Origin of the sequence: Enterococcus florum (assembly GCF_004309355.1) — a bacterium.
In the GTDB taxonomy this organism is placed as follows: domain Bacteria; phylum Bacillota; class Bacilli; order Lactobacillales; family Enterococcaceae; genus Enterococcus_A; species Enterococcus_A florum.
In genome coordinates, this window is sequence record NZ_BJCC01000014.1 from 62,786 (window position 1) to 82,174 (window position 19,389).

Here is a 19,389-nt window from a genome sequence, read left to right on the forward strand (position 1 = left end):
CGCAAAGGGACGAGCTTGTCGTGGTACCACCCAAAATTTGAAATCCATTGATTTCCTCACCATCGATAACGAGATGAATCGTTGATGATTACTGTTGTTCATCATCAAAATCAGCTAGAGGATCTTTCTCATTAGAGGGTCTGCCGTTCTCACACCATCAACGGCTCGCTTCAAGAATCTAATCAGCTTTTCTGGTCTAGTCTTTTGAATCTGTATTAATCAAATCAGGGATATCGATCGTCAATCCCATATCTTCAGTTGGTTCGGGAGCATTGTCAAAAATTGACTCTTCTGAGTTTACTGCAAACTCCGTACTATTGTCAAGTTCATCAGCGAGAACGTTGCGAATGATCTCATGACTATCGTCAACGTATGATGCCATTGGTTTCAGGACTTCATCCCAATCACCACTTTTTGCTTGTTCAAGTTGTGTTTCCAATAACAATAATAATTGTTGGTGGAAGACACGGGTCTTTTTCTTCAAGTCGTTGGTTTCGCTGGCTAATTGACGAGCTTGGCTTGTAGCATCAGTCAAGATCTCTTTTGCCTTTTCTTCGGCTGTTGTTGTCAACAAATGCGCCTTTTTCTCAGCATTTGTAATCATTTCGTCGGCACGGTTTTGAGCAGAGGTCACGATTACTTCGGACTCTTTGCTTGCTGAGGATTTAACTTTATCCGCAGTATCCTGTGCCACAACGATAGATTGATTCAAAGCTTCTTTCAATTCGTTGAAGTATTCCAGTTTTTCTTCTGCATGCTTCAATGATTTTTCCAATTCACGATTTTTCGCGATGCTTTCTTCATAATCGCGAACAACCATATCTAGAAAATCATCGACTTCGTCTTGGTTGTATCCCCGCATCTTTGTGGAGAAGTTTTTGTTCTGAATATCCAATGGAGTTAATGCCATTTATGTCACCTCGTATAATTATTTTCGTAAAACGCCTAAGCGCAAACGGAATTTCTCTTTTTTGGTTTTCCCTTCGATGCCTTGGATTTGAATTCGTCCGAATCCACGAATCGAAATAATATCTAATAAATCCAACATATAATCCGGACGCTCGTTCGTGCTCCAGTTGACTTTTACTTTTCCAGCTTCCACCAACTGTTTCGAACGTTGTCTCGAAATATTATAAACAGTAGAAATAATTGAATCGAGCCTCAAAGAGGAGGCCGTCATACTCTCTTCTGACCATGTATCTTTCGGAAGAATGATCTCAGTATAAGGTTGCTCTTCTAAATGAACGGTGACACGTCCAATTTTTGTAACTTGTGTCTCCACATAATTTGCCGTTTCGTTCGTTAAAAATACTTGCCATCGCTCACCATCAGAAATGATATCTCCGAAAAATTCTCGCTTCATTCCAGTATTCATCAACGTTCCCAAGATTTTCCCGTGAGATAATTGCGTGAATTTTTGTGGGTACTTAATTTCTACTGTAACGATTTCAAAATCATCAAACGCTGGTTGATAATATTCAGGATATATCATACATCGGCAGCGTTCCGCTTGTTCATATCCGCCAAAAAACATAAAACTTAGTTCACTATTTTCTCGCGTCAGTGTCTCTAAGATATATGCTTGACGCGGATCTAAAAAATTGGTCAAATAAGGGGCATATTGACTTTCAACTTGTTCCAACCAATTGCCGACTTGATCGATAAAGGGCCGTTCCTCTGTCCGAAAATGCTGATACACATTCTCATTCATGCCTCTCACCCCCTTTGATTAATAGACAATACCAAAGACTATTTGATTGATGATTCTAGTAATCAATCCTAAGGCCAGTACTGCTGCCATTACGGAAAAATCAATTCCGCCAAACTGCAAGGGTAATCTTCTAAATAAGTTTAAAAATGGCTCACAGATACGACTTAATAATTTTCCTAACCCCGATTGATAAGCACCGGGAAACCAAGATAGCAATGCGTAAACAATCAATAAAACTGTATACAAATTAACGAATCGATTAAATGCATTCAGTAAAGTAAAAAGTAACAAATAAAAAGCTCCTTTACATTTCTAATCCAAAAATATCCTGATCTGCCATCGATTGCAACGTTGAATTGTCAATCTCAATATTCGTTGGCGTACATAAGAACATTTCGTTTCCAACACGTTTGATATCTCCATCTACCATATAAACAGCTCCGGTCAAAAAGTCAACGACTCGTCGAGCCCTCGCCTCATCCAAAGACTGAAAATTAATCAATACCGTCTCTCCATTAGCTACACGCTTGGCGATCACTACGGCCTCATTGTAAGCACGCGGTTCAATTACAGAAATTCTTCCACTTTTTGATTCTGCCATTTGTGGTGCCATCCGTTGCTGTACGCTTTCAGATTTTGGCATAGAAACAATCTTTTCCGTTTTACGAACCGCTTTTTGTGCAGCAGGTCGTTGAGGTGCAGACTCTGTTGATCGAACAACTTGTTCGCGCTTTTTCGGCTGATTGTATCTAGGTTCTGGAGCTGTTCTTTTTTCACGCTTTGGTCGTCTTGTGACTGGCTGTTTTGAAACAGCTGGCACAGTCTCTTCCACTATGTCACCTTCCGCCAATCCAAAAAAATCACTTATTTTTGCAAGACTAATTCCCATCGATTCAATCCCTACCTTCCTTAAATAATGCGGTGCCTACCCGAACAAACGTTGCTCCCTCTTCGACTGCGATTGTAAAATCTTGACTCATTCCCATGCTGAGCTCTGTACAAGGAGCGTGTGCATACTCCAGTTTCTTTATGCTTTCTTGCAATTGCTTCAACGCTTTAAAAATCTGTCGAATCTCATTCTCAGTGGCATCCAAGGGTGCCATGGTCATCAATCCGACAATGTAGACATTGGTCAACTCTTGCAAACTTAGAATAAATTGATCCAATTCATCGGGCTGGATGCCATGCTTTGTTTCTTCCCCAGAAACATTTACTTCTATAAAACAATTGATTCGCTTCTCAGCGCGCTTCTGAATTTCTTCAGCCAATCGTAGACTATCCAGTGCATGGAAATAGTCAATTTGATTAATGATATTCTTTACCTTTCGACGTTGAAGATTTCCAATCAAATGCCAGCGAACATCTGTGTACTTTGCAAGCTGAGATTGCTTTTCCAACATCAGATCGACACGGTTTTCCGCTATATCAACAACGCCATGTTGGATTAGTTCCTCTGCTTCTGGAGTGCCAACACTTTTAGTTACTGCTACGAGTGTTACTTCTTCCGAGTTACGAGAAACGAGAGCACACGACTCCTGAATCTCTTGCCTGATAATATGCAAGTTGTCAGCGATCATGTGCTCTCCCCCTTTTATTTTCTACGGCGAAAGAATGGTGGTGTATCTAGTTCTTCGTCATTATCAGTTTTAACTTCTTCCCGACGGAAGGTATCGAATTCTTTTTTCTCGATATTGTCAAATTGTGGATCTTCAACCTTTTGTCGGATATTGTCTTCCTTACGAATATCCCATTCTCCGAAAGCTGATTGCGGTTCAGCATTTCTTGTTGCTTCTATCTCTAATTGTGGTTTTTGTGGAACAGATTGGATTTGACTAGCCCGTTGATTGGGACGGCTAGCCTTACGCTCCTTTTTTGCAGGATCAATCCCCGTTGCGATAACCGTTACACGGATTTCATCGCCCATATCTTCATTGATTGATGTACCTAAAATAATATTTACATCACCGGTTGCAGCATTTGCAACGATATCTGAAGCATCTTGAGCTTCAAACAACGTCATATCCAAACCACCAGTAATGTTCAGCAGCACTTGCTCTGCACCATCAATTGATGTTTCAAGCAATGGTGAAGAAATTGCTTTTTTAGTCGCTTCAATCACACGGTCTTCACCGCTGGCAACACCGATTCCCATCAATGCTGTTCCTTGATTAGCCATCACAGTTTTAACATCTGCGAAGTCCAAGTTGACATAGCCAGGAGCGGTAATCAGATCAGAGATCCCCTGAACCCCTTGACGTAAAACATTATCTGCTTCACGGAATGCTTCGAGCATCGGTGTCTTTTTATCCACTACTTCCAATAAACGGTTATTGGAAATAACTAACAAGGTATCTACATTTTCTTTTAATAATGAGATGCCTTCTGCAGCAAAACGGCCGCGCTTTGGTCCTTCAAAGCTGAATGGTCGAGTCACAACGCCTACTGTTAACGCGCCTAATTCTTTAGCGATTTTCGCAACGACTGGTGCTGCACCTGTTCCGGTGCCCCCACCCATTCCAGCAGTAATGAAGATCATATCCGCACCTTCAAGAGAATCCTGAATTGCTTGTTCACTTTCTTCAGCAGATTTCTTTCCAACTTCTGGTTGAGAACCTGCTCCTAAACCGCGTGTATACTTTGGCCCTAATTGAATCACTGTTTCTGCTTTTGAGTTTCTAAGAGCTTGGACATCCGTATTTGCTGCAATAAATTCAACGCCCTTAACGTTTTCTTCAATCATTCGGTTTATTGCGTTTCCGCCACCGCCACCAACACCGATGACTTTAATGACAGCCCCTTCGTTGATGTTATTATCCAATGAAAATTCCATGTTCTGTTCCTCCTATGTCCTTATGAACTAATCAAAAATATTTGAGAAGAAATCCTTGATCTTCCCTGTCACTTTTTCATCGCTTTTTGGTTTTGTTTCTTCTTCATATTCTTCTACTGCATCATAATCGTCATAGACAGGTGTGGTAGACACTGCCGATGCCTGAGGAGCTAGAACTGCTTTTTCACCAGTTACTGCTGTTTTTGCTAGGTGATAAACATCATTTAGCTCTGCAGAATAATTAACAATACTGATTACGTTTGTGAATACTGGATTGCGCAGACCCATTTGATTAGGAACATGAAGTTTGACATTCGTGCCAAAAATATCCTCAGCTAAATCAACTACACCCGGTAGACTGGCAGCACCTCCAGAAAGAACCACTCCTCCAGGAAGATCCAATGCTTCAATCTCATCTAAAGCTTCTTTTGCTTTGCTGAAAATTTGTTCCAATCTCGCTTCGATGATCTCTGCCAAATAGCGCTCATCAACCTTAATCGGATCCGTCTTCCCAATCACATCAACTGGAAAATCTTCTTCTTTTGATGTTCTTGATGGGTAAGCATCCCCATAATTGATTTTTAACGCTTCAGCATTGTTGAACGATGTATTTAGAACGATAGAGATATCTTTAGTGACATACTCGCCACCTTCTTGATCGACATGCGTAAACTTCAACTGTTTATCATGCATCACCGAGGTAGTTGTTTGGCCCCCGCCCATGTCAATGACGATCGTGCCAAAATCTTTTTCACCATCCGACAATATGGATTCTGTCAGCGCCAAAGGTGTAATGATTGTCTCAGCAACAGTTAGTCCAGCCTTTTCAACACAGCGGTGTATGTTATGAATAATCGTTTTTGGACCAGTGAAAACTAGTCCGAACATTTCTAAACGAACACCGATCATGCCACGCGGATCCTTGATTCCCTCGAAACCATCTACTGTGAACTCTTGAGGCAATAGAGAAACAATTTGTCTTTCAGGAGGAACAGAGCGAACCATTGCAGCTGAAGCTACATTGCGGACATCCTCATCTGTAATTTCTTTCGATTCATTGTTTACGGCAATCATCCCTTGACATGGCTCAACTTCTAATAAGTTTGCTGGTAAACCAACGCTCACGCTTTTGATTTGAATCCCAGCTTTTTCCTCGGCCTGCTTTACTGCTCGTTGAATCGCGTGAACCGTTTTATCGATATCCACGATAATTCCACGATTGATTCCTTCTGATTTTGCGTTTCCAACACCAATTATATTCATTTGGCTATCGATGTACTCGGCAACGACTACTTTCACTGATGTCGTTCCGATATCAAGGCCCACATACATTCCTGTTTTTGCCATGAACGGGATTCCTCCTACTTATATTTCGTCATTATGTCAATTGAAAATCTCTTTGCTTTTTCAAGCACGTCATATATTTCTTGTAAATATACTCACTGCCAACAATTTTACCACATTTTCTCTAGAATTAAAAAGGAGAATCCGCATTTTCTTCGGATATTTTTAATCATTTTCAGTAGATGGCACCGTTTCTTCCGTTGATTCTTGTATAGAGCCAGAATCAGACGTTTCTTCGGGGTATGGATAGCTGTAAATTCCCGCTTCCATATCAACAACTCCCTTAAAATCTGCCGCATCCATTTCTTTAACGATTTGTGGATAATAATACATTTTTTTGCTCATTTCCGGAATACTCACCAGCACTTGATTTCCATCATTCATGAAAATTTGCAGCAACTCTTCATTTTCTTCCGATGGCGCATATTTGATTTGCGAAACACCTTGTCTCACTTCTTCAGACAGCTGGTCGTACTGCTTTAATACACTCAAAATACGCCCTGGACCAGTGAAACCTTCCAAGATAGGCAGTCCACCTTTGGCTTGATCCATATTAAGAGGGATGATCTTTCCATTTGGCAAAACAGGAGAATACTTATCATCATGTTCTAAATAGGCAACCTCGTGGTATTCCTTCACATCAACCTCAAACTTGTTTGCTCCGTTAAACCGGATCGTAGCATCTTTGATACGCAGCTCCTGTTTTTTTAGTTGAGCAATGTATTCATTTCTTTGGAAATATTGCTGCCAAAGATTTTCACCAATCGAAAAGTCTAAGTCCTTTTTGATTTCTTGTGCTGAAACCTGTTCATTTCCAGTGATAGTAACATCAGCTAGTTTGCTTAAAGGAGAAATATAGTATAAAAGAAAAATAGAAGGCAACGCAAACAATAGGACCAAGAACGTAGAACGACGATAGAGCCGTCGATACCGCTCATGTCTGATATTCGGCAAACGATCTAAAAAGGAGCCATTTGCAGGACCACCTGAATGATCCTCGAACATTTCTAGGTCTTCAAAGTCTTCTTCATTTTCTATTGGCTCCAACGATTCATGATCGTTGGGACTATCTGTGCCTGCTGGCTCTGATTCCTCAGTTGGTTTTTCGTTTTCCGAAGTTGTCTTTTCATCATCCAAGCTCTTTTGCTTCTCTTCGTCAAGCTTTTTCAAATATTCTAGATTTGCCTGTTGCCAAGGTGTCATATCATTTAAGTCATTAGGTTGTTTTTTGGGCTTATCCTTATCATTGCTCACACGTTCACCTCCTTGATCATATGGTTTCGTTTACCAATTTCCATAACCGTTCAGCTGCGTTTGGAATTCCTTCCTTTTTTGATGCATTTGCCATTTTAGTCCGTAGTACTGGATCTTCCATGATTTGATCAATCGCTTCGATCAATCGGTTCCCATCTAGATCTGTATCCTTGATCATCTCAACCGCTCCAGCCTTCACCAAACTTTGCGCATTTTTAGTTTGGTGATCATTTGTCACGTAAGGACTGGGAATCAAAATAGCTGGCAGCCCTAAAGCAGTAAACTCAGAAATAGAAGTTGCTCCTGCCCGACCGATCAGTAGCTCAACACTGGTCATGACTTCAGTCATATTTTTGATATAAGGCTGCAGGGAAATATTTTTCCATCGTTTACGATCAGGAAATTGCGCACTTAATTCTTCAAAATAGCGTTCACCAGAAGCATATAAAACCTGATAATTTTTTTTGGAGAGCTGAGGAATAGCTTCGACCATGGCTTGATTGATCTTTAAGGCGCCTTGACTCCCTCCAAAAACGAGAACAGTTGGTTGGTTGGGATCTAACCCATACTCTTTTAAAACATCTGAAGCTTTCATATAAGCCACTTCTTGACCACGTGGATTTCCAACAAGTATCGTTTTGTTATCGGGAAAATACTCCCGCGCATCCGGAAAGCTTATCGCCACGCGATCAACAAAGCGGCTCAGAAATTTATTCGTCATCCCTGGCACACTGTTTTGCTCATGGACGATCGTAGGAATTTTCATTCGTGCAGCTGCAAATACGACCGCTCCTGAAACATACCCTCCAGTCCCAATGACAATATCCGGTTTAAACTCACGCAAGATTCCTTTTGAGCGGTTCACGCTAGCCACAAAGAGTTTTATTGTCTGAAGGTTTTCCCAAGATAGCTTTCGTTTGAATCCCTGGATCTTAATTGTCGTGAAAGGAATACCTGTTTCTGGAACGATCTTGTTCTCCAAGCCACGATGTGTCCCTACATATAAAAATTCCGTTTCGGGTTGGATTTCCTTCACATAACGTATAAAGGCTAAAGCCGGATAAATATGTCCTCCAGTTCCTCCACCAGTTACAAGTATTTTCATTTTGTCTCCTTCATTTAATCCATCAAAAGTAATTACTGGTTGTTAGGCCTCTAAACTCTCAACTGCTTGCATAAACTTATCGCCACGTATTTCGAAGCTGGAGTACTGGTCCCAGCTTGCGTTAGCTGGTGAAAGCAAGATGTTGTCTCCAGGCTGACTCAGTTCGTATGCCATTGGAACAGCTGTTTCAACATTTTCGGTCATCAGGATCGTTTCTATCCCAGCTTGTTTTGCTGCGTCTGCCATTTTCTCTTTGGTTTCCCCAAACAAAATGACGGCCTTTAAGCCTTCCAACGAGGGAATCAATTCATCAAAATCATTTCCGCGGTCTAAACCACCTGCCAGCAAAATGACTTGAGAGTTTTCAAAGCCGCTTAACGCCATTTCAGTAGCTAGACTATTGGTCGCCTTTGAATCGTTGTAGAACTTTCGATCATTAATCGCTGTCACAAACTGTGTCCGGTGAGCAACGCCATTGAAATGACTTAGTGCTGTGCGAATTGCCGAATTCGACACACCTTTCAATTTTGCTGCTGCAATTGCAGCCAATGCGTTCTCAATGTTGTGAATCCCTGGTACGCCCAGTTCATCGGATTTCATGATTCGCTCATTTCTAAAATAAAGTTCATTCTCTTTTTGATAAGCCCCGTTCTCCAAAATTTGTTTCGCAGAAAACGGCACTATCGAGGCTTTTGAAACTTTAGATAAATCCTGCAATTCTTTAGAATCCCAGTTAATAATCAAAAAATCTTCTGACTGCATATTCTCCTGAATTGCCCATTTAGCAGCAACATAATTTTCTCGCGTACCATGATAATCTAAATGAGCCTCGTAAATATTCGTGATGACCGCAATGTGCGGCTTGAATTTTTCAATTCCCATTAGTTGAAAGCTGGACAATTCAATCACCATGTCATCTAAATTTGTCACTTTTTGGGCAACTTCGCTCGCTGGATAACCAATATTACCCGCAAGATAGGCCTTCCCACTTTCGCGTTCTTGATTTAAAAGTAATCCGATCATGGTCGTAGTGGTTGTTTTCCCATTCGTACCAGTAATACCAATCATCGCACATTCAGCTACCAAATAAGCGAGCTCGACCTCTGTTAAAATAGGAATATGTAATTGCTCAGCTTTTCTGACCAACGGATTACTGTAAGGAATCCCTGGATTTTTTACCATTAAGGAAAAATCTTCATCCAATAATTCAATAGGATGGCTTCCAGTAATCACTCGAATGCCATCCTCCAGCAAATCCTGAGCCGCTGGATTTTCATCAAAGGGCTTTCCATCGTTTACAGTAACAAGCGCGCCCAAGCGATGTAGCAACTTGGCCGCACTAAACCCGCTCTTAGCCAGACCTAAGACCAGAACTTTTTCATTTTGATATTGTTTTACTTCTTTCATTTCAGTCATCTCCTACAATACAGTCAATAGAACAACTAGCGCAGACACTAATCCAACCAACCAAAAAATGATATCTATCTTCCATTCTGACCACCCAGACATCTCGAAATGGTGGTGTAAGGGAGACATTTTGAAAACACGTTTTCCAGTTAATTTGAATGAAGTTACTTGAATCATGACACTTGCAGTTTCACATACGTACACTAACCCAATCAATAGCAATGTCCATTCTTGATGAAGCATGATTGAGACGGCCGCTAATAATCCCCCGAGCGCCAATGATCCTACATCGCCCATAAAAATTTTTGCCGGTTTTTTGTTATACGGGAAAAAGCCCATCAATCCCCCGACCACACTTAAACAAACGATTAATACCTCATACTGCTGTTGATTCCATGCAATGATAGCATAAGTTGCAAAAGAAATCGTGCCTAAACCTGACACTAGTCCATCGATACCGTCCGTCAGGTTGACTGCATTTGAAAAACCTACTAACCAAATAACAACAAATACACCATATAAGACTCCTAAAGATAGATCTAACCCAAATAGATTTAAGCTATTTGGGTAACCTTCCATCCGATAAACGAGATAAAATACGACCGCTACAATTACTTGTGCTACGAACTTTTGCCTGGATGTCAGCCCCTCGTTTTGTTTCTTTGCTAACTTTAAAAAGTCATCTAAAAAACCAATCAAGCCATAAAATAAAAGAACAAACAAGAGTATGACGAGAGATGTCGTAAACTGGTTTTGCCAAATACTAAACCAAATAATCGTGACTGCTGCTGCACTCAAAAACCCGGCTCCGCCCATTGTCGGAGTTCCAGCTTTTGAATTGTGCCACTTCGGCCCTTCCTCTCTGATTTCTTGTCCTTGCTTCTTCATTCTAAAATAGCCAATCAAAAACGGCATCCAAGCGACAGTCATCGCAAAGCTACTGACAAAGGCAATAAATAATTGTGCCGGTTCCATTCTTTTCTCTCCAGTCTTAACCCAGGGTAATTTTCAATTTCTTATTGGATAGTTCACTATAGGGTTCGATACTTTGTTTTGTACAGTACCCCTCCCCTTTAAAGCTGACCTCAATATCCAGCAGTGAAGCAAGCTTCAGTATATCTGCCTTGGACCAGCCTCTGATATCTGGTATTTCCTTTTTTCCGTCAGTCAATAGGATCAATCGTTCATTCGCCATCATTTTTTCACCTGGCTTTGCAGATTGCTGAACGATTTTTTTGCCATCGCCGATCACAACTGCTGTCATTCCACGTTTATTCGCATCTGATGCAGCGGTTTCTGTTTTTAGATTCCGATAATCTTCGACCGTCACTTGCTCATCCTCTGTACTACTGGAATCAGTTTCGTTCCCTTGGAATTCCATTGCACGATTTAACAAAGGATTAGCGATTTCACCTAAAATTCCTGCAGGGTAATGCTCCGGTTGTTTCAATGTTAAATACAAAATATACTCAGGATCTTCAGAAGGCAGCATCAAAGCGATCGAATAAATATAATTGGTGGCACCCGTTAAATATCTTCCATTTTCAGAAATCTGTGCTGTTCCCGTTTTGGCTGAAATATGGTAGCCAGGTACATTGTATTGGTCATATGCAGATCCATAATTTTGACTCTCAACTACATCCCGCATATACTCACGAATGGTTTGCGCTGTTTCAGCCGTAATCGGTTCACCTACTACTTCTGGCTTTGTAACAATCTCTTTTCCATCATTTGGATTCACGATTTTATTGATATAGTGAGGTTGCAGCATTTTCCCATCATTTGCAATTGCTGTATAGCCGCGCATCATTTGAAAATTCGTTACCCCAATCGCTTGGCCGTAAGCACTCATAGCCTGGTCAACAATATTACTGGATGGCAATGTCCCTTTGCTCTCATTGGGCAGCGCTGAATAAGTACTTTGACCGAAGCCGAACTGTTTCATATATTCTGGCCATTTATTTCCCAGCCGCTCTTGAAGCATTACCATACCCACATTACTTGACCAAGACAATGCTTGGCGCATAGTCAAAACACCTTTTTCACCAAGATCATGGTCATTAATCGTAGCATCCGCAACTTTGATTTTACCAGACACATACGATTCATTTTCATCGAAAATTCCTTCATTTACCGCTGCAGCGGTGGTAAATACTTTCATCGTCGAACCCGGTTCAAAATTATCTTCAACTAAGAAATTCCGCCAAACATTTTCTTCGTCCAAGCCTTCTTTTGTCTCTGGATTGAAGGTAGGACGTTGCGACATAGCCAAAATATCTCCTGTTTTGGCTTGCATCAGCATAGCAGTCATCTCTGTTGCTTTAGCTTTTTCATCGACTTCATCCATCAGCGTTTCTAAGTAACTTTGAAGGCCTGAATCTAGAGTCGTATAAATGTCCTCGCCATCTTCTGCAGCTTTCTGCTCTGCTACTGTTCCTGGCAGCGGCTTTTGAGTATTGTCTTTTTGATAGACGATTTTCCCGTCTTTTCCTTTCAGCACATCGTCGTATGCTGCTTCTAATCCCATTTTCCCTTCCAGATTTTCATCTTCATTAGGGGTGGCATACCCGATAAAATGGGAAGCAAATGCTCCGTTAGGATACATTCGATCTGTATGTTCGGCGAAATACAGGCCTTTGACACCTGCATCTTCCATATCTTTCTGAATCTTTTGTTTCTTCTCTTCTGAAATATTTTTTCCTTTTGAACCAAATTCGACTTGATAAAATTTAGCTCTTCCTTCGCTATTTAGACCACTTTCCAAACGACTAAGAGCAGCTTTCTTTTTGATACCTAAGTTGTCATGAATGATCGTTGCCAGTTTAGAGAAATCTTTTTTTTGAGCGTAGAGTTTCTCTTCACCCGAAGTAAAGCTTTCTGACAAAATAGCATAAATAGAATAAGAAGTGGCATCCTCTGCAATCGCAACACCGTTACGATCATAGATTGTGCCACGTTTCGCCTTGACGACTTCCTCGCCACGGTAGAGCTCTTCAGTTTTTTCTTTCAAAGAGGTTCCTGCTACATGTCCACCCGCCACGACATAAATCATTCGAACGGCAAACAAAAAGAACAATCCAATACTCGTAGCAAATAAAAGAATACCTACTTTTTTGCGATTGTTCATCGGAGTTAGATTTTTTTTGCGGATTTTTCGTTTAATCCTTTTAAAGCTCATTTACTTCACTTTCCTTAAATTCTCGTCATTGATCTTAAGTTCAGCTTTTTCGGCAATCTCTTTCAAACGGTCTGAACGAGACAGCTCATTTTTTTCTTGTTGAAGTTGTGTAGCTGTTTTTTCCTTTTCATCGATTTGAGATTGAATATTGCTGATCTCATTTTGGGTCTTGCTGACATCATTACGCATATTCACCATCAAAACAGCTGTAGCAATCAACATAAGCAATAAGCCAACCACAGCGATCTTTTCAATTCGAGAAACCTTTTTTAATCGTTCTGCAGGAGAGACAAAGACATCAAAGGAATCTGGCATTTGAGTTGTTTGTTCTGGTCGTGCATAATCAAATGGTCGTTGTTGATCATTTTTCAATTCAGCCATAATTCCTATCCTCTCTTCGTTTTTTCTGCAATCCTTAATTTTGCGCTTCGTGCGCGATTGTTTGTTTCTAATTCATCCGCTTGCGGAATGATCGGTTTTCTTGTGATTGTTTTTAAAATTGGTTGATATTCTTCGGGTACGACTGGTAACCCAGGAGGCAAATCTTTCGGCTCACTAAATTCTCGAAACATCGCTTTAACGATTCGATCCTCTAAAGAATGAAAGGTGATCACACTGATCCTTCCTTCTGGTGCCAGCAAATGGATCGCCTGTTCCAATGAGGTTTCAATTGCTCCCAGCTCATCGTTAACAGCAATTCGAACGGCTTGGAAAATCCGTTTTGCAGGGTGTCCCCCCTTGCGGCGTGCTGGAGCAGGTATTGCCTCTTTTATGATTTCAACCAGCTCACCAGTAGTTTTGATCGGTGCGGTTGAGCGTCTTTTTTCAATTAGTCGAGCGATTTGTTTTGAAAATTTTTCTTCTCCATATCGGAAGAAAATTCTTACCAGCTCATTATAGGAAAAGTCATTGATCACTTGGTAGGCACTCAAAGAAGCGTCTCTATCCATGCGCATGTCTAAGGGAGCATCTTGGTGGTAGCTAAACCCACGTTCAGCTTCATCCAGCTGCGGAGAAGATACACCTAAATCGTATAAAACTCCGTGCACTTCAGAAACTCCAAGTCGCTCTAATTGGGAGGTGATTTCGCGGAAATTTGCTTTGATGAATGTAACCTGACCTTGATTCACATATTTTTCAAGACGTACTGCTGCATGATCGATCGCTGTCTGATCTTGGTCGAACGCGTAAAGATGACCGTTTGGACCCAACTGTTCTAGTAAGTACTCACTATGTCCAGCCCCACCTAGCGTACAATCAACATAAATCCCTTCCGGTTTGATAGTCAAACCATCTACTGTTTCATGCAGTAAAACGGTTGTATGTTGAAAGTCTGCCGCCATCATTAATCCTCTTCCTAAAATCCAAAATCGACCATTGTTTCAGCAATGTCGTCAAAACTTGCTTCTGTTATTTCTGTAAATTCACGCCATCGAGCCTCATTCCAAATCTCAATTCGATTTGCAACACCGATAATCACACACTCCTTCTCAAGAGTCGCATGATTTCTTAACGCTGCTGGAATGTTGATCCGCCCTTGTTTGTCAATCTCGCATTCTGTTGCTGCAGAATAAAAGAAGCGCACAAATGTACGTGCATCTTTTTTTGACAACGGCATCTCATTTAGCTTAGTCTCTAAGCTAGACCACTCATCTAAGGGATAGCCAAATAAGCAGCCATCCATCCCGCGGGTAACGACAAATTTTTCGCCTAATTGTTCACGCAATTTCGATGGAACGATCAATCGTCCTTTTGCATCGATATTGTGCTGAAATTCTCCCATGAACATATTAGACTCACCCCTGTCTCCCACTACATGAGTTAAGTCTACCACAATCCCCCACAATCTACCACATTTTCTAGGAAACTGTTTCGAGAGTTGTCTGACCTTTACTAACCATATTATTTTGTCAAGGATTCAAGTGGATATAACCAGTTTTTTTAAAGTCTTTTACTGAAATATCAATCGAATAAAGCTGACGATAATCAGAATAAAATACAGTAAAATCGACATCAAAAAAGTGGAACGCCAAAACATCTTAAAAAAGCGTCCGTACATGATTTCCCGAAACCGATAAGCTTGAAAAGCTACGATACCGATTCCTAAGAAGAAAATCGTCAATAAAAAATATGGCAGTATTGAAAATGTACTGATATATTTTGAAATTTCATGCATTCCTACGATTAAAAAAGGCACTGAAATATCCGGTACTTTGATATTGAATTTCTGCTTCAATTTAAACGTATTTACGATATAATCTGATGCCAAAAAGACAATTACTGGAAAAATATACCACAATAACAAAACTAGAGAAAAAGACCCCAACAAACCCATTCCTTCCTTTATTAACTACTACCGTCACTATACTTCATTATCATTACATTTTTGTTTCATTTAATTTAAAATCTAATAGATTTAGCAACTCTTAATAAAAAACAATTTTTCTTCACACAGTTGAAAAAATGTTTAAACCCGCATAAACCGTTCTGATTCATTTGCAGTCCTTGCAGAAATGCAGTATCATGATACTGAATCTTAACAAGGACGTGACAATCTATGAAAGAAAAAAAATCGACGAGCACCTTCTCTAAAGTCACAAAAGTCGTTATCTGGGCAATGCTGCTTTTGATTGTAGGTTCACTTGTAATCAGCAGTCTGATCAGCGTAATGTAAAAATAGATCGAAGCTCTTTCGCTTCGATCTATTTTTTTGCCAACTCGAGCAGTTCTCTGGCGTGCTGAATGGTCAACTCGGTAATTTCTGTTCCCGCAAGCATCCTTGCGATCTCATCGATTCTTTCAGAAGGTGACAATTCCTCAACGATGGTGATCGTCCGATTCTCTACCACCTCTTTACGGATAAACAATTGATGATCCGCTTTTGCAGCAACCTGCGGAAGATGGGTGATACATAATACCTGAGAATTTTCACCGATTTGATAAATTTTATCTGCAATCGCCTGAGCCACCCGACCGCTTACACCTGTATCCACTTCATCAAAAACGATACTCGTTAATCCTTGTTTTCGAGAAAAAATAGTTTTTAAAGCCAGCATAACACGAGAGATTTCTCCGCCCGAAGCAACTTTGACAAGTGGTTTCAGAGGCTCTCCAGGATTGGTCGTAATATAAAATTCAATCTCATCAATTCCATGCTCTGTAATAGTTGTTTCGCTGAAATGTACGTGAAAGCAAGCATTCTCCATATACAATTGTTTTAATTCTTGTTGAATAGCTTCTTCAATACGTTTAGAGATTTTCTGGCGTTTCGCATGAAGCTGCAACGCGTCTTCCGTTAAATCGGTTTTCTTTTCTTCAAGTTCTTTTTCCAGAAGTTCCAGCTTTCCTTCTGAGAAATCAGACTCAATCAATTCTTGACTGATTGTTTGATAATACGCAAGAATACTTTCAATTGAATCCCCATACTTTCGCTTCAGCTGATGAATGAGTTCAAGTCGTTCATTGACAGTATCCAACCGCTCCTCATCTAGTTCGAGCAGATCCAATTGCCGACTGATTTCAGTTGCAGCATCTTGTAACAGATAATAGGCACTGTGAACATTATCGGAAATGGTTTGATAAGCATCATCTAAAGGTGCAATACTCTGCAACTCCTGACTAGCTAGACCAATACCGTCCAATGCACTTGCTTCATCATTGGTCAACGCTTGGTAGCTGTATGACAATGTATCTACGATTTTCTGAAAATTCACAAGCTTATCTCGTTCTTCGATTAGCCGTTCTTCTTCGCCAACTTCCAGTTCGGCACTTCCAATCTCCTCCTGTTGAAAAGTTAACATATCCATACGTTGAACAAACGTTTGCTCATTCTGTTTGTATTTTCTAACTCGTTGAGCCAACTCCAGATACTCGTGATACGCATGACGATATCTGCGCTTTTCCGCTTGAAAATCTTCTGAACCAAAGCTGTCAAGCAAACGCAAATGTGCATCAGGATTCATCAATTCTTGATGATCGTTTTGTCCTTGAATATCAACAATATAATGGCCAATACGTCGTAAATTCGATAATGTTACGATTCGTCCATTGACGCGGCAGATATTTTTTCCTGAAACATTCATATCTCTCTGAACGACCAATATACCTTCTTCTGTTTCAATCCCCAATTCATTCGCTAGTTTTTGAAAATCCTTGTGTATGGGCAAATCAAATAACCCTTCCAACACACAGTGTTCACTGCCTTGTCGAATATATTCTACGGAGGAACGGGCCCCGGCCAACAAACTTACTGCGTCGATAATGATCGATTTCCCTGCACCGGTTTCCCCAGTGAGTGCAGTCATTTTATCCGCAAAGGTTAGATGCAAAGAAGAAATAATCGCAAAATTCTTGATCGATAATTCCTGTAACATAAGAACTTACTCCTATCTTTTCTGGCTTCGTTCGCGAAGATCTTGAAGAATTTTTTTCGCATCCTCTTCTGTTCGAGCAATCATCAACACACTGTCGTCATCATTAAGAATTGAAAATAATGCTCGGTTGAAATGACCTTCGATCAGATTGGCTGCTGCCGAGGCATTGCCCGGAAGTGTCTTCAAAACAATGAACTTTTCCATTTGGTCAACAGACAAAAAAGCTTCCTTTAACAACTCCGTTAAGCGATTCGATAGATTTTCTTCATTTTTGTGAGGCATACTGTACCGATACCCGCCATTTGCAGCAGGAACTTTAATCAGTTTCATTTCCTTGATATCTCTTGAAATGGTTGCCTGAGTGACTTCGACCCCTTCTTTGGTTAGTATGGACACAAAATCCTCTTGACGTTTGATATCATAATCACTTAATAAGCGAGTGATTAATCGATGACGATCCTTTTTTCGCATAGGAACCCCCTTATTTCTCTAAATACTTGTGCGCTGAATCAACAACTTGACTTAAATCAATCGCTGGATTGATTGTTCCAGTTTCCCCGGCAGATTTCAGATGGACTAAAAATTCAATATTGCCTTCCCCACCAGTAATTGGTGAATAGGTTAATTCCTCAACATTGAATCCTTGGGTCACAGCAAAATCAGTAATTTCACTCAACACCTTTAGATGCGTTTTAGGGTCGCGAACAATTCCTTTTTTTCCAACGAATTCTTTGCCAGCCTCAAATTGAGGTTTGATCAAAGCTATGACATCTCCTCCATCAACAATAATTTTTTTTAGCGGAGGCAAAATCAATTTTAATGAAATGAATGAAACATCAATCGTTGCAAATTCTGGCTGGCCTTTGTCAAAATCATTCAATGTAGAATAACGAAAGTTCGTTCTTTCCATCACGACAACTCGTTCATCTTGGCGTAATTTCCACGCTAATTGATTGTAGCCTACGTCCAGTGCATAACTTAATTTTGCACCATTTTGCAATGCTGCATCTGTAAAACCGCCAGTAGAGGACCCGATATCCAACATTATTTTTCCATTGATCTCTACATTAAAATCGCGCAACGCTTTTTCTAATTTGAGCCCCCCGCGAGAAACATACGCCAATGTCTGTCCTTTTACGTGCAGCTGACTGTCACCAGCAATTTTTTCTCCGGGTTTGTCCAATCGTTCATTCTTCTGATCATACACCAAGCCGGCCATGACACCTCGTCTAGCCTTTTCTCTGGTTTCAAATAAGCCTTGATTAAAGGCCAAAACATCGACACGTTCTTTTTTCATGTCTGTCTCCCCTACAGTGTAAACATCCTTACTAAATCTTCCAGTAAAGCAGCATCAAAATCATCAACCTCCATGAGTTGATTAATAATCTTTTTCGCAGCGCTTAATTCTTTTACCAGCGCTTGCTTTGCTCCTTCTACGCCTAGAAGTCTTGGATAAGTACTCTTTTCTTGTCTTGCATCTTGTCCAACTTTTTTCCCGAGATCCTCAGTTGTGCCTACCACATCTAAAAGATCATCACGAATCTGGAAAGCCAATCCCATATGAGCACCGAGCTGTTGAAGTTGGTCAAGCACATATTCGGTTTGCTGTGCCAAAATTCCTCCAGCTACAAATGCATACGTCAGCAAGGCTCCTGTTTTTTCACGATGAATTCGCTTTAGCACTTCTAATGAAACTTGTGTTTTTTCTGCAGCCATATCGCCAGCCTGCCCGGCCACCATACCTTCCGTTCCTGCGGCTTTTGTTAACAGTTGAATGAGTAATAATTTCTCTTCTGGCTCCATGATCATTTGAGTCATAGATTGAAATGCGCTGGTAAAAAGCCCATCTCCGGCAAGAATCGCCAAAGCCTCACCAAACACCTTGTGATTCGTCGGTTTTCCCCGTCGAAGATCGTCGTCGTCCATGGCCGGCAGGTCGTCGTGGATCAACGAATAGGTATGGATCATCTCCAAGGCAGCAGCTGTTTGATAAGCATTCACTCCCAATTGACCACAAAACGAATACGCCGTTGACAATACGATCAGAGGGCGAATTCTTTTTCCGCCAGCCTGTAACGAGTAAAGCATCGCTTCTTTCAAATCTTTGTTCGTCGTATGCGCATTTATGAAATCACACATTTCTTTTTCAACTTTTGGAAGCTCTTTAGACGCAAATTCTTTCAACAT

21 protein-coding genes are annotated in these 19,389 nt (G+C 40.7%); 1 reads left to right on the forward strand and 20 read right to left on the reverse strand.

What is annotated here, in order from left to right:
- Window positions 1–196 precede the first annotated feature (196 nt).
- The 16 genes from NRIC_RS09155 to NRIC_RS09230 all read right to left on the reverse strand — a co-directional run bounded on the left by NRIC_RS09155 (window position 197) and on the right by NRIC_RS09230 (window position 15,158).
- Complete coding sequence (locus NRIC_RS09155) at window positions 197–910, reverse strand: DivIVA domain-containing protein (protein WP_146622400.1); 714 nt, start codon at window positions 908–910, stop codon at window positions 197–199.
- An 18-nt stretch (window positions 911–928) separates the two neighbouring features.
- The gene (locus NRIC_RS09160) at window positions 929–1,711 is read right to left on the reverse strand and encodes a YlmH family RNA-binding protein (protein ID WP_146622401.1); all 783 of its coding nucleotides are present in this window, start codon (window positions 1,709–1,711) and stop codon (window positions 929–931) included.
- An 18-nt stretch (window positions 1,712–1,729) separates the two neighbouring features.
- Window positions 1,730–2,002: a YggT family protein gene (locus NRIC_RS09165; RefSeq protein ID WP_175580049.1), complete on the reverse strand. Its 273-nt coding sequence runs from the start codon at window positions 2,000–2,002 to the stop codon at window positions 1,730–1,732.
- A 13-nt stretch (window positions 2,003–2,015) separates the two neighbouring features.
- On the reverse strand, window positions 2,016–2,600 hold the full coding sequence (locus NRIC_RS09170; protein ID WP_146622402.1) for a cell division protein SepF: 585 nt from the start codon (window positions 2,598–2,600) through the stop codon (window positions 2,016–2,018).
- Window positions 2,601–2,604: 4 nt separating this feature from the next.
- Window positions 2,605–3,288 (reverse strand): YggS family pyridoxal phosphate-dependent enzyme, encoded by a 684-nt coding sequence (locus tag NRIC_RS09175; RefSeq protein ID WP_146622403.1) that lies wholly within the window; start codon window positions 3,286–3,288, stop codon window positions 2,605–2,607.
- Between the two features lie 14 nt (window positions 3,289–3,302).
- Complete coding sequence (ftsZ, locus tag NRIC_RS09180) at window positions 3,303–4,541, reverse strand: cell division protein FtsZ (protein ID WP_146622404.1); 1,239 nt, start codon at window positions 4,539–4,541, stop codon at window positions 3,303–3,305.
- A gap of 27 nt (window positions 4,542–4,568) precedes the next feature.
- Entirely contained in the window at window positions 4,569–5,888 is a 1,320-nt protein-coding gene (gene ftsA / locus NRIC_RS09185) for a cell division protein FtsA (protein WP_146622405.1), read from the reverse strand.
- A gap of 162 nt (window positions 5,889–6,050) precedes the next feature.
- Window positions 6,051–7,139: a cell division protein FtsQ/DivIB gene (locus NRIC_RS09190; protein ID WP_227873778.1), complete on the reverse strand. Its 1,089-nt coding sequence runs from the start codon at window positions 7,137–7,139 to the stop codon at window positions 6,051–6,053.
- A gap of 16 nt (window positions 7,140–7,155) precedes the next feature.
- The gene (murG, locus tag NRIC_RS09195) at window positions 7,156–8,244 is read right to left on the reverse strand and encodes an undecaprenyldiphospho-muramoylpentapeptide beta-N-acetylglucosaminyltransferase (protein WP_146622406.1); all 1,089 of its coding nucleotides are present in this window, start codon (window positions 8,242–8,244) and stop codon (window positions 7,156–7,158) included.
- 42 nt (window positions 8,245–8,286) lie between these two features.
- Window positions 8,287–9,651 (reverse strand): UDP-N-acetylmuramoyl-L-alanine--D-glutamate ligase, encoded by a 1,365-nt coding sequence (murD, locus tag NRIC_RS09200; protein ID WP_146622407.1) that lies wholly within the window; start codon window positions 9,649–9,651, stop codon window positions 8,287–8,289.
- Between the two features lie 12 nt (window positions 9,652–9,663).
- Window positions 9,664–10,626 (reverse strand): phospho-N-acetylmuramoyl-pentapeptide-transferase, encoded by a 963-nt coding sequence (gene mraY, locus NRIC_RS09205; protein ID WP_146622408.1) that lies wholly within the window; start codon window positions 10,624–10,626, stop codon window positions 9,664–9,666.
- Between the two features lie 16 nt (window positions 10,627–10,642).
- A complete protein-coding gene (locus NRIC_RS09210) occupies window positions 10,643–12,829 on the reverse strand; it encodes a penicillin-binding protein (protein ID WP_146622409.1) in 2,187 nt (728 codons plus the stop codon).
- The gene (gene ftsL / locus NRIC_RS09215; RefSeq protein ID WP_146622410.1) at window positions 12,830–13,210 is read right to left on the reverse strand and encodes a cell division protein FtsL; all 381 of its coding nucleotides are present in this window, start codon (window positions 13,208–13,210) and stop codon (window positions 12,830–12,832) included. It lies immediately after the preceding gene.
- A gap of 5 nt (window positions 13,211–13,215) precedes the next feature.
- Entirely contained in the window at window positions 13,216–14,175 is a 960-nt protein-coding gene (gene rsmH, locus NRIC_RS09220; RefSeq protein ID WP_146622411.1) for a 16S rRNA (cytosine(1402)-N(4))-methyltransferase RsmH, read from the reverse strand.
- An 11-nt stretch (window positions 14,176–14,186) separates the two neighbouring features.
- Window positions 14,187–14,618 (reverse strand): division/cell wall cluster transcriptional repressor MraZ, encoded by a 432-nt coding sequence (mraZ, locus tag NRIC_RS09225; RefSeq protein WP_146622412.1) that lies wholly within the window; start codon window positions 14,616–14,618, stop codon window positions 14,187–14,189.
- 162 nt (window positions 14,619–14,780) lie between these two features.
- Window positions 14,781–15,158, reverse strand: coding sequence for a DUF3397 domain-containing protein (locus tag NRIC_RS09230; RefSeq protein WP_146622413.1), 378 nt, complete (start codon window positions 15,156–15,158; stop codon window positions 14,781–14,783).
- Window positions 15,159–15,386: 228 nt separating this feature from the next.
- On the opposite strand from NRIC_RS09230, the gene NRIC_RS09235 reads away from it, so the two are divergent.
- Window positions 15,387–15,503, forward strand: a complete 117-nt coding sequence (locus NRIC_RS09235) for a DUF4044 domain-containing protein (RefSeq protein WP_146622414.1) — start codon at window positions 15,387–15,389, stop codon at window positions 15,501–15,503.
- 28 nt (window positions 15,504–15,531) lie between these two features.
- Here NRIC_RS09235 and recN read toward each other — a convergent pair whose 3' ends face one another.
- From recN to NRIC_RS09255, 4 genes are read right to left on the reverse strand one after another with little or no spacing between them, the layout of a single operon-like run.
- Window positions 15,532–17,202 carry a DNA repair protein RecN gene (gene recN, locus NRIC_RS09240; RefSeq protein WP_146622415.1) on the reverse strand — a complete coding sequence of 557 codons (1,671 nt, stop codon included), beginning with the start codon at window positions 17,200–17,202 and terminating at the stop codon, window positions 15,532–15,534.
- Window positions 17,203–17,214: 12 nt separating this feature from the next.
- Window positions 17,215–17,673 carry an arginine repressor gene (locus NRIC_RS09245; protein ID WP_146622416.1) on the reverse strand — a complete coding sequence of 153 codons (459 nt, stop codon included), beginning with the start codon at window positions 17,671–17,673 and terminating at the stop codon, window positions 17,215–17,217.
- 10 nt (window positions 17,674–17,683) lie between these two features.
- Window positions 17,684–18,499 carry a TlyA family RNA methyltransferase gene (locus tag NRIC_RS09250; RefSeq protein ID WP_146622417.1) on the reverse strand — a complete coding sequence of 272 codons (816 nt, stop codon included), beginning with the start codon at window positions 18,497–18,499 and terminating at the stop codon, window positions 17,684–17,686.
- Window positions 18,500–18,510: 11 nt separating this feature from the next.
- Complete coding sequence (locus NRIC_RS09255; protein WP_146622418.1) at window positions 18,511–19,389, reverse strand: polyprenyl synthetase family protein; 879 nt, start codon at window positions 19,387–19,389, stop codon at window positions 18,511–18,513.

Bases quoted from the DNA above. Each gene is read 5' to 3' on its own strand.
- rsmH (WP_146622411.1), bottom strand. From the start codon at position 14,175: ATGATGGCGGCAGACTTTCAACATACAACCGTTTTACTGCATGAAACA.
- NRIC_RS09170 (WP_146622402.1), bottom strand. From the start codon at position 2,600: ATGGGAATTAGTCTTGCAAAAATAAGTGATTTTTTTGGATTGGCGGAA.
- murG (WP_146622406.1), bottom strand. From the start codon at position 8,244: ATGAAAATACTTGTAACTGGTGGAGGAACTGGAGGACATATTTATCCG.
- NRIC_RS09250 (WP_146622417.1), bottom strand. From the start codon at position 18,499: ATGAAAAAAGAACGTGTCGATGTTTTGGCCTTTAATCAAGGCTTATTT.
- ftsL (WP_146622410.1), bottom strand. From the start codon at position 13,210: ATGGCTGAATTGAAAAATGATCAACAACGACCATTTGATTATGCACGA.
- NRIC_RS09175 (WP_146622403.1), bottom strand. From the start codon at position 3,288: ATGATCGCTGACAACTTGCATATTATCAGGCAAGAGATTCAGGAGTCG.
- NRIC_RS09155 (WP_146622400.1), bottom strand. From the start codon at position 910: ATGGCATTAACTCCATTGGATATTCAGAACAAAAACTTCTCCACAAAG.
- ftsA (WP_146622405.1), bottom strand. From the start codon at position 5,888: ATGGCAAAAACAGGAATGTATGTGGGCCTTGATATCGGAACGACATCA.
- mraZ (WP_146622412.1), bottom strand. From the start codon at position 14,618: ATGTTCATGGGAGAATTTCAGCACAATATCGATGCAAAAGGACGATTG.
- NRIC_RS09255 (WP_146622418.1), bottom strand. From the start codon at position 19,389: ATGTTGAAAGAATTTGCGTCTAAAGAGCTTCCAAAAGTTGAAAAAGAA.
- NRIC_RS09245 (WP_146622416.1), bottom strand. From the start codon at position 17,673: ATGCGAAAAAAGGATCGTCATCGATTAATCACTCGCTTATTAAGTGAT.
- NRIC_RS09210 (WP_146622409.1), bottom strand. From the start codon at position 12,829: ATGAGCTTTAAAAGGATTAAACGAAAAATCCGCAAAAAAAATCTAACT.
- NRIC_RS09235 (WP_146622414.1), top strand. From the start codon at position 15,387: ATGAAAGAAAAAAAATCGACGAGCACCTTCTCTAAAGTCACAAAAGTC.
- mraY (WP_146622408.1), bottom strand. From the start codon at position 10,626: ATGGAACCGGCACAATTATTTATTGCCTTTGTCAGTAGCTTTGCGATG.
- NRIC_RS09160 (WP_146622401.1), bottom strand. From the start codon at position 1,711: ATGAATGAGAATGTGTATCAGCATTTTCGGACAGAGGAACGGCCCTTT.
- ftsZ (WP_146622404.1), bottom strand. From the start codon at position 4,541: ATGGAATTTTCATTGGATAATAACATCAACGAAGGGGCTGTCATTAAA.
- murD (WP_146622407.1), bottom strand. From the start codon at position 9,651: ATGAAAGAAGTAAAACAATATCAAAATGAAAAAGTTCTGGTCTTAGGT.
- recN (WP_146622415.1), bottom strand. From the start codon at position 17,202: ATGTTACAGGAATTATCGATCAAGAATTTTGCGATTATTTCTTCTTTG.